At 42.9% G+C, this 15983-nt stretch carries 16 protein-coding genes and 2 riboswitches; of the genes, 9 read left to right on the forward strand and 7 right to left on the reverse strand.

Annotated elements, in window-relative coordinates:
* Window position 1 precedes the first annotated feature (1 nt).
* Window positions 2-1195: an S-methyl-5-thioribose kinase gene (gene mtnK / locus NSQ16_RS07350; protein ID WP_003244973.1), complete on the reverse strand. Its 1194-nt coding sequence runs from the start codon at window positions 1193-1195 to the stop codon at window positions 2-4.
* A gap of 92 nt (window positions 1196-1287) precedes the next feature.
* Window positions 1288-1444: riboswitch (SAM riboswitch) on the reverse strand.
* An 83-nt stretch (window positions 1445-1527) separates the two neighbouring features.
* Window positions 1528-2307, reverse strand: a complete 780-nt coding sequence (locus NSQ16_RS07355; RefSeq protein ID WP_327836653.1) for a carbon-nitrogen family hydrolase — start codon at window positions 2305-2307, stop codon at window positions 1528-1530.
* A 94-nt stretch (window positions 2308-2401) separates the two neighbouring features.
* On the opposite strand from NSQ16_RS07355, the gene mtnE reads away from it, so the two are divergent.
* From mtnE to mtnD, 5 genes are all read left to right on the forward strand, one after another.
* Window positions 2402-3598, forward strand: coding sequence for a methionine-glutamine aminotransferase (mtnE, locus tag NSQ16_RS07360; protein WP_029317713.1), 1197 nt, complete (start codon window positions 2402-2404; stop codon window positions 3596-3598).
* Window positions 3599-3636: 38 nt separating this feature from the next.
* Window positions 3637-3737: riboswitch (SAM riboswitch) on the forward strand.
* 84 nt (window positions 3738-3821) lie between these two features.
* Window positions 3822-5039: a 2,3-diketo-5-methylthiopentyl-1-phosphate enolase gene (gene mtnW / locus NSQ16_RS07365; RefSeq protein WP_033884236.1), complete on the forward strand. Its 1218-nt coding sequence runs from the start codon at window positions 3822-3824 to the stop codon at window positions 5037-5039.
* Window positions 5036-5743 (forward strand): 2-hydroxy-3-keto-5-methylthiopentenyl-1-phosphate phosphatase, encoded by a 708-nt coding sequence (gene mtnX / locus NSQ16_RS07370; protein WP_017695070.1) that lies wholly within the window; start codon window positions 5036-5038, stop codon window positions 5741-5743. Before mtnW ends, mtnX begins: the two co-directional genes overlap by 4 nt.
* The gene (locus NSQ16_RS07375) at window positions 5701-6330 is read left to right on the forward strand and encodes a methylthioribulose 1-phosphate dehydratase (protein WP_339232656.1); all 630 of its coding nucleotides are present in this window, start codon (window positions 5701-5703) and stop codon (window positions 6328-6330) included. The genes mtnX and NSQ16_RS07375 overlap by 43 nt, the downstream gene beginning before the upstream one ends.
* 14 nt (window positions 6331-6344) lie before the next feature.
* Complete coding sequence (gene mtnD, locus NSQ16_RS07380) at window positions 6345-6881, forward strand: acireductone dioxygenase (RefSeq protein ID WP_003232483.1); 537 nt, start codon at window positions 6345-6347, stop codon at window positions 6879-6881.
* 40 nt (window positions 6882-6921) lie between these two features.
* Here the strand turns inward: mtnD and NSQ16_RS07385 are convergent, their stop codons facing one another.
* Window positions 6922-7242, reverse strand: a complete 321-nt coding sequence (locus NSQ16_RS07385; protein WP_339232659.1) for a YkvA family protein — start codon at window positions 7240-7242, stop codon at window positions 6922-6924.
* A gap of 202 nt (window positions 7243-7444) precedes the next feature.
* Here NSQ16_RS07385 and spo0E point away from each other — a divergent pair, with 202 nt between their 5' ends.
* The gene (spo0E, locus tag NSQ16_RS07390) at window positions 7445-7702 is read left to right on the forward strand and encodes an aspartyl-phosphate phosphatase Spo0E (RefSeq protein WP_003218598.1); all 258 of its coding nucleotides are present in this window, start codon (window positions 7445-7447) and stop codon (window positions 7700-7702) included.
* 85 nt (window positions 7703-7787) lie between these two features.
* The gene (locus NSQ16_RS07395; RefSeq protein ID WP_003245685.1) at window positions 7788-8219 is read left to right on the forward strand and encodes a hypothetical protein; all 432 of its coding nucleotides are present in this window, start codon (window positions 7788-7790) and stop codon (window positions 8217-8219) included.
* A 27-nt stretch (window positions 8220-8246) separates the two neighbouring features.
* Here NSQ16_RS07395 and kinD read toward each other — a convergent pair whose 3' ends face one another.
* The gene (kinD, locus tag NSQ16_RS07400; RefSeq protein ID WP_080477770.1) at window positions 8247-9767 is read right to left on the reverse strand and encodes a sporulation kinase KinD; all 1521 of its coding nucleotides are present in this window, start codon (window positions 9765-9767) and stop codon (window positions 8247-8249) included.
* Window positions 9768-9959: 192 nt separating this feature from the next.
* On the opposite strand from kinD, the gene mhqR reads away from it, so the two are divergent.
* Window positions 9960-10397 carry a MarR family transcriptional regulator MhqR gene (mhqR, locus tag NSQ16_RS07405; RefSeq protein ID WP_003232475.1) on the forward strand — a complete coding sequence of 146 codons (438 nt, stop codon included), beginning with the start codon at window positions 9960-9962 and terminating at the stop codon, window positions 10395-10397.
* 39 nt (window positions 10398-10436) lie between these two features.
* On the opposite strand, the gene motB is transcribed toward mhqR, so the two are convergent.
* The 3 genes from motB to clpE form a co-directional block, all read right to left on the reverse strand.
* Entirely contained in the window at window positions 10437-11222 is a 786-nt protein-coding gene (gene motB / locus NSQ16_RS07410; protein ID WP_003232473.1) for a flagellar motor protein MotB, read from the reverse strand.
* Window positions 11194-12006 carry a flagellar motor stator protein MotA gene (gene motA / locus NSQ16_RS07415; protein ID WP_003238984.1) on the reverse strand — a complete coding sequence of 271 codons (813 nt, stop codon included), beginning with the start codon at window positions 12004-12006 and terminating at the stop codon, window positions 11194-11196. Before motA ends, motB begins: the two co-directional genes overlap by 29 nt.
* Window positions 12007-12389: 383 nt before the next feature.
* Window positions 12390-14489, reverse strand: coding sequence for an ATP-dependent protease ATP-binding subunit ClpE (gene clpE, locus NSQ16_RS07420; protein ID WP_029317717.1), 2100 nt, complete (start codon window positions 14487-14489; stop codon window positions 12390-12392).
* A gap of 364 nt (window positions 14490-14853) precedes the next feature.
* Here clpE and NSQ16_RS07425 point away from each other — a divergent pair, with 364 nt between their 5' ends.
* Entirely contained in the window at window positions 14854-15897 is a 1044-nt protein-coding gene (locus tag NSQ16_RS07425) for a membrane protein (RefSeq protein WP_021479408.1), read from the forward strand.
* Window positions 15898-15983: the final 86 nt, after the last annotated feature.

The following is a 15983-nucleotide window of genomic DNA, read 5'->3' on the forward strand; positions in this document are numbered from 1 at the left end:
ATCATTCCTTTACAAGTAACTTAAATAATTCAATAACATCTGTTATCGTTTTGAATTCCGAACGTTTTTCGATAAAGGCTGTGCCGGTTTCGAGCGCCAGGCGTTTTCTGCCAATTCGTTTATCAAACGGCACGATCGTATCCAGGTCAGCTACGTGGGCAAGGCCGATCGTGCGTCGTATCAGCTCACAGCCCGCAAATCCGATTGCTTCTTCAAAAATATGGCTGAGCGTATCAGTGAGGTAACCGTCGATGTTGGCGTAAACATCCAGACTGTCCTTCTGCCAGGCTTCACTAAACGTCTCTTCAAACGTTTCCCAGACCTGGTTGACATGTTCATATAACGGCTCTCTGTCAGCCCCGTCACGGCTGAGTGCGTTCAAAAATAAGTTGGCGATAAATTGCCCTACATCAAAGCCGATCGGTCCGTAAAAAGCAAACTCAGGATCAATCACCTTTGTTTCGTGCTCACTTGCGAAAATGCTTCCTGTATGCAAATCACCATGAATCAACGTTTCTGCAGACGTTAAAAATGACTTTTTCAGCTTAGCGGCTTCGATTTTAACGCTGTCATTATTCCAAAGCTTTTCGACAAAAGGACGAAGCTCTTCTTCAAAATCATTTGTGTCATGGTCGAAGAAAGGATCTGTAAAAACAAGTCTTTCCGTAATGTCGCATAGCTCTGGATTTGTAAACTGTTTAACAAGCTGTTTTTTCACCTTAGGTTCAAGCGCGTAATCTGATGAGTAGAAAAGTGTTTTTCCTAAAAATTCACCGATGTGCTGCGACAGATGAGGATAGTTTTCACCCTCAATGAGTCCTTTTCTTGCGATCTTGAGGTGAGAGAGATCCTCCATGACGGTAACGGCCATTTCCGTATCAGAATAAAACACTCTTGGAACCAGGTGAGGCACATGCTCGCCCTGACGGATGAGAGCGCTGCTTTCGATTCTTGCACGGTCGATTGTCAGCGGCCAGCTTTCTCCCACCACTTTTGCATACGGAACCGCCTGTTTAATGATCAATGCTCTGTCATGTTCTTGATCATAAATATGAAAAACGTAATTTAAGTTGCCGTCTCCGATCTCCTGGCATGTCAGCGTGCTTTTGCTTGGAAATAGGCCAAGCTTCACCGCCAACGCCACAGCGGAGCTTTCATTTAACGTTTCGTATAAAGGTGTTTTTGTGACTCCCATCATCATAACCTCCAATTATGTAATCACTTAATATGTGGCCGTAAAAAAGCCTCCTTCTCAGAGAGAAGGAGGCTTAACATCTATGTCCGCCTCTCTTATCTCTCAGATCAGATCTGAATGGAATTAGCACCGTGCCTTAAGAGACCAGCGTCTCGGCGCGAAAAAGATGCGCCCCATTTCACAATGGAATTACGGTCGGTTGCTGTTGGGGTCAAAAGGCCAAATCCCTCGCCCAACTCTCGATAAGAGAATATATTCACTTGTTTGACAATTCTAATTTATCAGTTGATGAACATGGTAACAGGTAATTTAGTTAGTTGTCAATATATTTTTTAATATAAATCTTTTCTGATATCATCGAAAACAGGAATGCTCTCCCGAACTTCTGCGCTTTCTTGAAGGTCGATTTCCGCTCGGACTATGCCTTCTTCCCGTCCGCCTTCAGCAAGTACACGCCCCCATGGATCAATAATTAGGCTATGTCCTGCAAATTCATTATCCGGATTTGAACCGGTACAATTGCAGGCTGCGACAAAGCATTGGTTTTCAATGGCCCGCGCAATAAGCAGGCTTTTCCAATGATCAAGGCGGGGAAGAGGCCATTCCGCAGAAATAAACAGCACGTTGGCGCCTTTTGTCGTATGTTTTCTGATCCATTCCGGAAAACGGATATCGTAACAGATCAATCCTGAGCTTTTGACGCCGTCAAGCTCAAAGTATCCGTCTTCGGAACCGGCTGATAAATACAGATGCTCATCCATCAGCTGAAAAAGATGGGCTTTTCTGTACTCTTTAATGATTTGCCCTTCCTTATCCGCGATGTACATTGTATTATAAACATCAGAATTCTTCCTGACAGCGACCGATCCGGCGACAATATGAACACCATGTTTTTTTGCCGTTTTCTTCAGCCAGCTCTGAGCGGAGCGGCCGTCTTCATCAGCGAGTTCATCAAGATTGGCCAGGTCATATCCGGTCGTCCATAATTCAGGCAGAACAAGAACATCAGCATGTTTGCTTTCTTTTTCGATGAAAAATTCAGCCTTTTTTATATTTTCCGAAGGTTTTCCGTATGAAATATCAAATTGAAGACAAGATATCGTCCATATCATCTTTTTAACACCCCAAATTTTTCTTTACTTTTTTCATTTAACCATATATGATGATGGACTATCATTTCAAGATTTTTTTAGAAGGTGAGAATAGATGAAATTTGAACAGTCTCTTGTATTGAAGGAATTGCCTAAACAATTCTTCGCTTCTTTGGTGCAGAAAGTGAACCAAAAGCTCGCAGAAGGACATGACGTTATCAATCTAGGACAGGGAAATCCAGATCAGCCGACTCCTGAACATATTGTTGAGGAGATGAAACGAGCTGTTGCTGATCCTGAGAATCATAAATATTCGTCTTTTCGCGGCTCATACCGTCTGAAGTCAGCGGCTGCTGCATTTTACAAAAGAGAATACGGCATTGATCTGGATCCGGAAACCGAAGTCGCTGTATTATTCGGCGGAAAAGCCGGTCTAGTCGAGCTCCCGCAATGCTTGTTGAATCCCGGTGATACGATTTTAGTTCCCGATCCGGGTTATCCTGATTACTGGTCGGGTGTCACACTTGCAAAAGCAAAGATGGAAATGATGCCGCTCGTAAAGGACAGGGCGTTTCTCCCTGATTACAGCAGCATAACCGCTGAAGTAAGGGAACAGGCGAAATTGATGTATTTAAATTATCCGAATAATCCGACTGGAGCTGTTGCTACTTCCGAGTTCTTTGAAGACACCGTGCGTTTTGCGGCTGAAAACGGAATCTGCGTCGTTCACGATTTTGCTTACGGCGCTGTAGGATTTGACGGCTGCAAGCCTTTAAGCTTTTTGCAGACTGAAGGTGCGAAGGATAACGGAATTGAAATTTACACGCTGTCAAAAACGTATAATATGGCAGGATGGCGGGTTGGCTTTGCCGTCGGAAACGCTTCGGTCATTGAAGCGATCAATCTTTATCAAGACCATATGTTTGTCAGTCTTTTCAGAGCGACTCAAGAGGCTGCAGCAGAGGCACTGTTAGCCGATCAGACGTGTGTGGCAGAGCAAAATGCCAGATATGAGAGCAGGAGAAACGCTTGGATCACGGCATGCCGGGAAATCGGCTGGGATGTAACAGCTCCCGCAGGTTCTTTTTTTGCATGGCTACCTGTGTCTGAAGGCTATACTTCTGAGCAGTTCTCAGATCTTTTGCTGGAAAAAGCGAATGTGGCGGTTGCGGCTGGAAACGGCTTCGGTAAATATGGCGAGGGCTACGTCAGAGTCGGACTTTTAACAAGTGAAGAAAGACTTAAGGAAGCCGCTTATCGAATTGGCAAACTGAACCTGTTTACCCAAAAAAGCATTGACAAGACCTTATAACGATGGGATAATTCAAAATAATTTATAAAATCTATATTTTCTTATCAAGAGCAGGCAGAGGGACGAGCCCGATGAAGCCCGGCAACCGACTTATAAAGCACGGTGCTAATTCTTGCAGCTAGCGGCTGAGAGATAAGATTCGGACGAGAAACGAAACCTCTTTAGACGCGATTGCAGTTTGAAGAGGTTTTTTGATATGGATGAAAATGAAAGGAGCTCTGGCATGAGTGAGTTATTAGCGACATATCTCCTGACCGAACCGGGAGCCGATACAGAGAAGAAAGCAGAACAAATCGCAACAGGATTGACAGTAGGCTCCTGGACTGATCTGCCCCTTGTAAAACAGGAGCAAATGCAAAAGCATAAGGGGCGGGTGATAAAAGTTGAGGAGAGAGAGGGAACTCCTGCATCAGAAAAACAAGCGGTCATCACAATTGCCTATCCTGAAATCAATTTCTCTCAGGATATTCCGGCTTTGCTGACAACAGTGTTTGGCAAGCTGTCCCTGGACGGAAAAATCAAATTGATCGATCTTCACTTCTCTGAAGCATTTAAGCGTGCACTGCCGGGACCAAAGTTTGGCGTATACGGCATCCGGAAGCTGCTGGGAGAGTTTGAGAGACCGCTGTTAATGAGCATATTTAAAGGCGTAATCGGAAGGGACCTGAGTGATATTAAAGAACAGCTCCGGCAGCAGGCGCTTGGCGGAGTTGACTTGATTAAAGACGATGAAATTTTCTTTGAGACAGGTCTAGCGCCTTTTGAAACAAGAATTGCAGAAGGAAAGCAAATATTGAAAGAAACGTATGAGCAAACCGGACATAAAACGCTGTATGCGGTGAATTTGACTGGACGTACGGCTGATCTGAAAGACAAAGCGAGACGCGCCGCCGAGCTGGGAGCGGATGCGCTTTTGTTTAATGTCTTTGCTTACGGCTTGGACGTTATGCAAGGCCTAGCAGAAGATCCTGAAATCCCAGTTCCGATTATGGCGCATCCAGCAGTGAGCGGAGCGTTTACGTCTTCTCCGTTTTACGGTTTTTCTCACGCTCTTTTACTCGGAAAATTAAATCGATATTGCGGTGCTGACTTCAGCCTCTTTCCGTCTCCATATGGTTCGGTTGCGCTTCCAAGAGCAGACGCACTGGCGATCCATGAAGAATGTGTGAGAGAGGATGCTTTTAACCAAACATTTGCGGTTCCGTCAGCAGGCATTCATCCCGGCATGGTTCCGCTATTAATGCGTGATTTCGGCATAGACCACATTATTAACGCCGGAGGAGGCGTACATGGACATCCGAACGGTGCCCAAGGCGGGGGGCGAGCGTTCAGAGCCATTATTGATGCGGTCCTAGAGGCCCAGCCGATTGATGAAAAAGCCGAACAATGCAAGGATCTTAAGCTTGCGCTAGATAAATGGGGAAAGGTTGAAGCCGTATGACGACTCGAAAACCTTTTGTTATTTGTGATTTTGACGGAACAATCACGATGAACGACAACATTATAAATATCATGAAAACATTTGCTCCCCCAGAGTGGGTGGCATTAAAAGACGGCGTACTTTCCAAAACGCTATCGATCAAGGAAGGTGTCGGGCGGATGTTCGGCCTTCTGCCCAGCCGTTTAAAAGAAGAGATTACAAGTTTTGTATTGGAAGATGCAAAAATCAGGGAAGGCTTTCGGGAATTTGTAGCATTTATCAATGAGCACGAGATTCCGTTTTATGTCATAAGCGGTGGAATGGACTTCTTTGTATATCCTTTGCTTGAAGGCATTGTGGAGAAAGACCGCATTTATTGCAACCATGCTTCATTTGACAATGACTATATCCATATTGACTGGCCTCATTCCTGCAAGGGCACATGCAGCAATCAATGCGGGTGCTGTAAGCCGTCGGTCATCCATGAACTTTCTGAACCGAACCAATATATCATCATGATCGGTGATTCGGTTACAGATGTGGAGGCAGCAAAGCTGTCTGACCTATGCTTTGCAAGGGATTATTTATTAAACGAATGCCGGGAGCAGAACCTCAATCATCTTCCGTATCAAGATTTTTATGAGATCAGAAAGGAAATTGAGAATGTAAAGGAGGTACAGGAATGGCTGCAAAACAAGAACGCTGGCGAGAGCTCGCTGAAGTAAAACGGGAATTGGCAGAGAGAGATTGGTTTCCAGCGACTAGCGGCAATTTGTCAATTAAGGTTACAGATGAGCCTTTAACATTTCTCGTCACTGCAAGCGGAAAAGATAAACGCAAAGAGACGGTTGAAGATTTTCTGCTGGTCAATCAAAACGGAGAGCCTGCTGAAAGCGGGCATTCTCTGAAACCGTCAGCAGAAACGCTTTTGCATACACATTTGTACAATAAAACCAATGCCGGATGCTGCCTGCATGTCCATACGGTAAACAATAATGTGATTTCAGAGTTATACGGAGACCAAAAGAAAATCACATTCAAAGGCCAGGAAATTATAAAAGCACTCGGCTTGTGGGAAGAGAACGCAGAAGTGACCGTTCCGATTATAGAAAATCCGGCACATATCCCAACGCTTGCGGCACTGTTTGCGGAAGAGATTTCAGAAGATTCAGGAGCTGTTCTGATCCGAAATCATGGTATTACGGCTTGGGGGAAAACAGCATTTGAGGCAAAAAGAGTGCTTGAAGCGTATGAATTTTTGTTCAGCTACCATTTGAAATTGAAAACACTCCAGCATCAGCTGGTTAAATAAAAGGAGGAATTGAAATGGCTACAATTCGAATTCATGATGAGGCAAATACAACGATTGAAAATCAAGAGGAAGTGGCAAGCTTTCTGGACAGTCAAGAGGTTATTTATGAGCAATGGGATATCACGAAACTTCCGGAACATCTCTCAGAGAAATATGATCTGACAGAAGAAGAAAAACAGCAAATTCTTGATACCTTCGAAACTGAAATTAAAGATATCTCAACCCGCCGCGGCTATAAAGCACAGGATGTTATTTCATTGTCAGACAGCAATCCGAAACTTGATGAACTGCTTGAAAACTTTAAAAGAGAGCATCACCATACAGACGATGAGGTTCGTTTTATTGTAAGCGGACACGGTATTTTTGTCATTCAAGGCAAGGACGGCACGTTTTTTGATGTCCGTTTAAACCCTGGAGATTTAATCTCCGTGCCTGAGAATATCCGCCATTACTTCACGCTTCAGGAGGACCGCAAAGTTGTCGCGGTGAGAATTTTTGTCACAACTGAAGGCTGGGTTCCGATTTATGAAAAAGACAGCGTGAATCAATAAGCATGAGATAGCCCCGTTCATCGAACGGGGCTTTTTATATTTATTGCAAACGCCACTTTTCATACTGTGACAGTTCTTTTTTAATCAGTGTCCAAATCAAACCTAAAACAGCTGCATCGTCAATGAACCCAAGACCGAGGATTACGTCTTGAATGATATCGAGCGGCATGACGATATACAGAATTGCGGCAGTTAACAGCAAAAGTGTTTTAACCTGTGACCGAGGATAGTCGCCATTTCGCCAATCGCGAAGCATCTGAAAAAAAATAGTGATGTGCTGAATACATTTTTTTCGGTTTATCCTCTTCAAAATTGCTTTTCCGCCTGCCGCTCCGAGCATAATTGCTTTCTTTTTCTTCATTGGGCATTCCTCCTGCCTGGCGGCGTGTTTAAGATATTCTTCACCTGGGTATTGTTCTTCTAATCCTATCAATATATCTATTATACCTGAAAAATTAACTTATTTAATGAAAATATGTTTACAAATAAAGTATAATCTGTAATAATGCACAATAACCCAATCAAACTTGTTTCCTATTTCTTAGCGGCGAGGGGTGAAGTGAATGGGCGGTTCTTCTGAACAAGAAAGATTGTTGGTGTCTATTGATGAAAAAAGAAAGTTAATGATAGATGCCGCTAGAAAGCAGGGATTTACAGGGCATGACACGATCAGGCACAGTCAGGAGCTGGATTGTTTAATAAATGAATATCACCAGCTTATGCAAGAAAACGAACATTCCCAAGGGATTCAAGGCCTTGTAAAGAAATTAGGCTTGTGGCCCCGCAGAGATGTTATGCCAGCATATGATGCAAATAAATAGCGGCCTATCAGATGCATATATAAAGAGAGAGCTTTTCGGAAGCGCTCTTTTTTTCTGGAAAAAATTCATATGAAAGAGGGAACTAATGAAAGAACTAGCGATTCTCATTACCGAAATGGTCAATCAATTTCATGATGCTTTTATTTCCTTATGCGGAATATTTGGCATTCATTTAACTGACAAAGAAATGCATTTTTGGGTGATCGGCATTTTTGGCATATTCTTTTTCGGCGTCACTCACGCTGTGTTTACATGGCTTTCTAAATGGAGTATGACAGCCTTGTCCTTTATCTATACTGTTACAGTCATCATTGTCATCGTATTTGCGATTGAGATTCAGCAAAAGGTGACGGGTAGAGGGAATATGGAGTTTTTAGATGCCACGGAAGGTATAAAGGGTTTTTTAGTATTTTTTATGTTTTTTTTGCTTTTGAAAATGCTGTTGCGTTTCATCAAAATCCTTTTTTCTGGAAGACCAGCAAGCAAATCGAATGGCAATGCCCGATCACGAAGATAAAAAACCCTCCTGACATGGTCAGGGGGGCTATGATGCGGATACGGGGAGGGTGATTGTCACCTCTGTGCCTCTTCGCACTTCACTTTCAATATGAATAGAGCCTCCGTACATCAGCACGATCCGTTTACAAACAACAAGGCCGAGACCGGTTCCTTTTTCTTTAGAAGTAACAAAGGGAAGGAAGATGTGATCCAGCATTTCCTGAGAAATCCCTTCACCGTTATCCACAACTTTGATTATGGCTTTTTTATCTAAAGCTCCCAGGGAGATCGTCAGTTTGCCTCCTTCAGGCATTGACTCGAGGCCATTTTTTGCTACATTTAAAATCACTTGTTTAATATGATCTTTTGTACATTTTACGAGTAAGGGCTGCTCGGTTAAATACTGTAATTCGACTTCAACATTGTATAGATTGCCCTCAGAATAAATGATCGGCATAATTTCTCCGATAATGTCCTGAAGTGAGTTCAGCTCCCATTTTTCAGCTGTCGGCTTGCCGAGAACAAGAAACTCACTCACTATTTGATTGATGCGCTTGATCTCCTGTTCGATAATGGAGAAGTAAAGCTGATCTTCCTCACCTTTATATTTCTTTTGCAACAGCTGAATAAAGCCGCTTATGCCGGTAAGAGGATTACGGATTTCATGGGCTGTGCTGGCAGCAAGCGTCCCGATCAGCTCTAATTTTTGCGCCTCATTTTCTGAGCGCTCCAGCTGGGTCTGCCGCTTCAGCAAATAATACAGCACGAGAATAAAAAGGATATTCAGCAGAACAATAATACATGAAAGCGGAAGCACAAGGCTTTTCGTCAGTTCTTCTATTGTGACCGGGTTCGGATAGACTTTCATATTCCAGCTGATATCATCCAGATATCCGCTGACAGGTTTCTGATCCTCTGCATGAGATGCTTGTCCGCTCGCAAAAATCATTTTCCCGTCTTGGTTCACAACTTCAATATAAACATCAGGGCTTAGTAAGTTAATGAGATTTTTCAAATAATCAATTTGAATAGCTGCGACAAGATAATCTGTCACATTACGTTTTGAGTCCAAAACAGGGACACAAATTGTGAAAATTGGCTGACCAGTAATTCTGCTCGAATAACTATCTGAAATGACTGTCTTTTTAGTTTCCTTTGCTTTTGTAAAAAAAGATCTGTCGGCCAGGTTTACATTCGTTTTTAATTCGGTTGTGCTTGCGGTGACGTCTCCTTTGGCATTGAGAAAATAGAGACCGGAAAATCTCGGCTCTGAATCAAAGGTCTTTTCCAAAATTGACTGCATTTTCTTTATATCAACCGGTCTGTCGATGGCGATGGACAAGGAGGTCATTCTCGCCATTGTTTCTCCGATTAAATAATTGATTTTGTTGCGGTGAAGGTTTAGCAGGACACTTGCTTCTTGTTTATGTTCTGCAGCTATTGTATCTTTTTCTTTTTCATATACGAAAAAGCTGATGACGATTGCCGGAATCACGACCAGTATGATATAAAGTTTGACTCTCCCGCAGGCGCCTTTTAGTATTTTCAATTTGCATCGCTCCAACATACACCTGATTAGAGGTATTATATCATTGTTTCTTCTTCTTTAATAAGAAAAAATAACCAAAAAAATTAGAAAAAGGTGTTGGCAAGCTTACATTTTAAAAAAGAAGAGAAATATTGGAAAGATTTTTATTGACATTTTGGTCTTTGTTTATTAATGTTTCTCTGTAACGGTTTCTAAAAGGATGATTGAGACATGACAGAAAAATCACTGAAGTTATTTATCGTGCTGTCGCGCGCGTATCGGTCTATTAACGATCATATGAATAAGCATATTCATAAGCATGGGCTGAATCCGACTGAATTTGCTGTGCTAGAGCTTTTGTACCATAAAGGCGATCAGCCGCTGCAGCAGATAGGAGATAAAATTCTCTTGGCTAGCGGGAGCATCACATACGTTGTAGATAAGCTGGAGCAAAAAGAACTTCTCATTCGGAAAGCGTCTCCTACAGACAGACGAGTGACATTTGCGCAAATTACTGAAAAAGGCATCGGTCTTTTGAACGATATTTTCCCTGATCACGCTGCTGAAATTGATGAAATGATCAGCGTATTAAGCGAAGAAGAGGTAGAGATGTGCACCGAAATGTTAAAAAGAGTAGGATTAAACGCAAAACAGTTTCATAATAAGTAAAAAAAGGAAGCCTGATATGTCACAAGGCTTCCTTTTTTGCTATTTTTCATTTGTTTCCGCTGCGCCTCTTGGCAAAATGAGAACTTCAACCCGCCGGTTTTTGCTTCGGCCTTCCGCAGTTTTGTTGGAAGCCACCGGTTTATACTCGCCATAACCCTTGGCGCTGAACACTTTTGCATCGAGCTTGGGGTTTTCAATCAGGAGCCCCATAAAGTTTACCGCTCTCATGACGCTTAAATGCCAGTTTGATTGGAATTCAGAATTTTTAATTGGCATATTATCAGTATGTCCGCTGATAATGATATTTCTTGGCGGGTTAATCACAAGAAGATTTGAAATCTCTTTTGCAAGCGGCACATCTTCCTTACGGATGGTCGCTTTTCCAGAATCAAAGAAGATGCTGTCTTTAATCGTAATCAGAAGGCCTTCACTAGTCATCTTCGTCTCCAGCTGATGTTCCAGCTTTTTATCTTTGATGAACTTTTCCACCTGGCTCTTCACATTTTCAAGTTCTTCTTGATCAGCTGCTTTTTCTTTTTCTTTCTTGTTTTTCTCTTTCTCTTCTTTTTCCTTTTTCACTTCATCGATGCCGTCTGACTCGTTTTCAGGAGGAGTGACACTGGAGTAGTCCAGTACACCGGTTCCGCCTGTAAAAACTTCATTAAATGATTTTGAGAGCATTTGAAACTTAGCTGCGTCAATCGAGCTGCTCGCGTACAGCACAATAAACAATGCCAGGAGAAGAGTAAGGATGTCGGCGTAAGGAACGAGCCATGATTCATCAACGTGCTCGTCCTCATGCTTCTTCTTCTTTTTTCTCGCCATTTTGCGCCTCTCCTTGTTCTGCAAATTTCAAGCGGTCCTTCGCAGGAAGATACATTAAAAGCTTTTGTTCGATGACTTTCGGTGCCTGTCCTTCTAAAACGGATAAAACACCTTCAATCATGACCTCACGCAGTTTTACTTCTTGTTTTGATTTTCGTTTTAATTTATTTGCGAAAGGATGCCATAACACATACCCTGTAAAGATACCGAGAAGTGTGGCAACAAAGGCGGCACTGATGGCGTGTCCAAGCTCATCTGTATTGTCCATATGAGAGAGAGCGGCAATCAGCCCGATTACAGCGCCGAGTACTCCAAGTGTCGGAGCGTACGTTCCTGCTTGTGTAAAAATAGCGGCTCCGGCTTGGTGTCTGTCCTCCATTGCTTCGACTTCCTCTGTCATAATATCTCTGATAAATTCCGCGCTTTGCCCGTCAACAGCCATGCTGAGCCCGTTTTTCAAGAAAGCATCATCTACATCCTCAATGCTTGCTTCTAAAGCAAGCAGACCTTCGCGGCGTGCAAGCTGAGCCCATTCAGAGAACATAGGAATGAGTTCCTCTATTGTGAGCTGTTTATTTTCCTTAAATAACACTCGAAACAGCGCAGGCACTTTTTTAATTTCTTTTGTTGGGAACGCAATAACGACTGCTGAGATTGTCCCGGCGATAATAATTAAAATGGCAGCGGGGTTTGCAAGGGCGCTGAAACTGACGCCTTTCAGAACCATCCCGACGCTCAATGCCACAAAAGCAAGAATAATACCGATTAACGAAGTTTTATCCATAGTTTTTCACCAAATCCTTTTTTACTATCTTGTCTATGGTTAATATCGGTTTTGGTGCCCGGAACTTTAGGGACATTGTGAATTTGTTCATGAAATATTCAAGGAAGAGGCATAGAAGGGAGAAATAAACAAAAACGGGCTCTCCAAAATTGAAAAGCCCGGGTGTCTACTGAAATTAGCAGCTTTCTTGCAAGCTGTCCTTCAGATGGTATTCATATAATAGTAGAAATACATATTCACTGTATATAAACATGTTCCATCCCTCCTTAAAAAAAGTGTAAAGGATGAAGGGAAGTAGCGCTTCAGGGGAAGGGACGGTATTTTCTAAGTCAAGAGTATGAAAGCATAAAAAAAGCGGCTTCCTAAAAGGAAACCGCTGATTGTTATTTCGCTCGCACTTTGATTTTATCATCTTCTAAAATCACGTGAAAACTTGTGATCTCGCCATTATCAAGCAGCAGATCGGTCATTTCATCCTCAACCCATTCTTGGATGGTTCTTCTAAGCGGACGTGCACCGAATGAAGGGTGGTAGCCCAGCTCAGCGATTTTTTCTTTCGCTTCATCTGTCACATTCAAGCTAATGCCCCGTTCCGCCAATGTTTCTTCAAGTTCTCCAAGAAGAAGGCTGACGATTTTGACAAGATGTTCTTTTTCCAATGAGCGGAACTCAATAATGCTGTCAAAACGGTTGAGGAACTCAGGTTTAAAGAACATGCTCAGTGAATCAATTAATGTTTGTTCTTCGATGACACTGTCATCTGATTGGAAACCGACTTTCGTTTGTTTCTCACCAGCACCCGCATTACTTGTCATGATGATCACAGTGTCTTTGAAGCTTACGGTTCTGCCTTGGCTGTCTGTCAGACGGCCATCTTCCATAATTTGCAGGAACATATGCTGAACGTCTGGGTGTGCTTTTTCAATCTCATCCAGCAACACAATGCTGTAAGGATTGCGGCGCACTTTCTCAGTTAATTGTCCAGCTTCCTCATGGCCGACATATCCAGGCGGTGAACCGATAATTTTAGATACGGCGTGTTTCTCCATGTATTCGCTCATATCGAGTCGGATAATAGCGTCTTTTGTGCCGAATAATTCATCTGCCAGTGTTTTAGAAAGCTCTGTTTTCCCTACGCCGGTAGGACCGACGAAGAGGAAGGAGCCGACTGGTCTGTTTTTGGATTTTAAACCGGCGCGGCTTCGTCTTACCGCCTTTGCCACTTTTTGAACAGCGGCTTCTTGTCCAATCACGCGTTCATGAAGTTTTGCTTCGAGTTCTTTCATTTTCGTTTGTTCGTCTGCCTGCAGTTTGCCGACAGGGATGCCTGTTTTTTGTTCAACAATTTCCTGAATGTGCTCAGCTTCCACAGTGACAGCAGTATGAGCGGAGGAGCTGTTCAGTTTTTTCTCCAATGCGAGTTCTTCATCACGGAGTTTTGCAGCCAGTTCGTAATTTTCTTCTTCCAGGGCTTTTGTTTTTTCGGCTTCAATTGCAGTTAAGCGTTCAGCGGCATCCTCATCATTCAGTTCATCAATTAACAGGTTAGCTTTTGAACCTGCTTCATCTAATAAATCAATTGCTTTATCCGGCAGGTGTCTGTCCTGAATGTAGCGGGATGATAAAGTGACACACGCTTTGATTGCTTCATCACTGAATGTTACGCCATGGTACGCCTCGTATTTGTCTTTAATCCCTTGCAGAATGAGGATAGCCTGTTCAATTGAAGGCTCCTGCACCATGACAGGCTGAAAACGTCTTTCCAGCGCGGCATCTTTTTCGATTTGACGATATTCTTTCAGTGTTGTCGCGCCAATGACTTGCAGTTCGCCTCTGGCTAGGGCCGGTTTGAGAATGTTGCCGGCGTCCATTGATCCTTCTGCAGAGCCTGCGCCAACGAGAAGGTGAATTTCATCAATGAACAGAATGACATTTTTTCGTTCCTTCAGCTCAGTGATCAGCTGTTTCATTCTCTCCTCAAATTGGCCTCTGATCCCTGTGTTTGCAACAAGGGATGCAACATCAAGCAAATATAGCTCTTTGTTTTTCAGTTTGTTTGGAACATCACCTTCAGCAATTTTTAAAGCGAGCCCTTCAGCGATGGCAGTTTTCCCTACACCCGGCTCACCAATAAGAACCGGATTGTTTTTGTTCCGGCGGTTTAGAATTTCGATCACTCGCGCCACTTCATCATCACGGCCGATGACGGGATCAATGAGACCGGCTTTAGCACCGTTTGTAATATTTTGAGCCAGCTCATCAAGCAGCCCTTTTTTTCCGCTTTGTTTTGCTGCGCTCTTTTCTTTCGGCTGGAATGCCTGTTCAAACGGAAATCCGAAAGATTGAGGACCCATACTCATTGAAGGTTTACGGGTCAGTTCGTTATAGCAAGTTTCACAAAGAACCATCTGTTTATGAACGGAATTTATTTGCATGTTAAGGCGAATCGTCGCCTCGTTTTGATGACAATGTTGACAACGCATTTGCCAAAACCTCCTTAATAATTTGATCTTCTTTGACCAATGAAAGTGAATAAAAAGGTCTATTGGATTTGACCTTCTTTGACTATTAGTATACGGCAAACTTAACGGCTTTCAAACCAATATGCTCAAAGCAGACTGAATATTTGACTATCTTTGACCAATTGGTTTTTAAAAAAGGCCGGTTTGTTTGACCAACTTTGATTAATAGTATACTCTGACCATCTTTGACTTTCAAGCCTTTTGCACAACATTTTTTAATTTGTTACAAAGTAAAACATGTTTTCTTCGTCTTTTCAAGGAACTTGTCTCATAGGTTATAAAAAGGCATCTATGGACAAAACTGCGGTTCGTTCGGAGGGGAGAAATGGAACAATCAAAAGGGTCTGCAAGTCAGCTTGCTTTTGTGTATGTCGGCACAGTAGTCGGAGCTGGATTTGCGACTGGCAGAGAAATTGTTGAGTTTTTTCTGAAGTTCGGCTGGTTCGGTTTATTCGGCATTCTCGTCAGCGGCGGAATGTTTACGTTTCTGGGCGCCAAGCTGATGATCATTTCAAAGCGAATCAATGCCAAGTCATATCAAGAAATGAACATCTTTTTGTTCGGGGCGGCGGCTGGGCGAATTATCAATGTATTTATGCTGTTTGTTCTCCTCGGAGTTACATCTGTCATGCTTTCAGGAGCAGGGGCGCTTTTTGAGGAACAATTGGGGATGTCCGCTCAGATTGGGATGCTTATTACAATCGGTCTGAGCTTAATTGTGATGACTAGAGGAGTAAAAGGCATTTTCGGTGTCAATGTGTTTGTTGTTCCCCTTTTAATCCTCTTTTCAATGATTGTAGTGGCCGACTCTTTTATATTCAGCGAATCACGAAACGCAGCTCAGTGGGTCTGGCCGCATCGCTGGGATTGGCTGTTATCAGCCTTTTCTTACGGGGCTTTGAATTTATCGCTTGCCCAAGCAGTTTTGGTTCCGCTGGCGAATGAAATGTCCTCGGAGAAAGTGATCAAAAAAGGCGCTTTAATCGGAGGGACGATGCTGACGATTGTGCTGTCCGCGAGTTTTCTGTCTTTGTCAACTCTTCCGGATGTATTTTTGTATGATATACCGATGGCACAAGTGGTTTATCTCTTTGCACGATCTGTCCATTTGATTTATTTACTCATTATTTTCGGAGAAGTGTTCACATCAGTTATCGGTAATCTATATGGATTAGAAAAACAAGTGCAAAGCTTTCTTCCAGTGAAAAGCAAATATATCTTTGCGGCCATTATGATCACGGCTTATATTACGAGCCAAATAGGGTACGGCAGGCTTATTTCAACGATTTATCCCTTGTTTGGCTATGTGAGCCTGGCCTTCATAGGCGCTTTGCTTTGCAAAAAAGCTCCTCGGCGGCGCAGTTTATAAATATATATAATGAAACGAACCGTCACTATAGAGCGATAATTGATCTAGGAACCGGGGACTGACTTTTTTATTGTCAAGAAAAACAT

The sequence above is a fragment of the Bacillus sp. PS108 genome (assembly GCF_037963335.1).
GTDB classification, from domain to species: Bacteria; Bacillota; Bacilli; order Bacillales; family Bacillaceae; genus Bacillus; species Bacillus subtilis.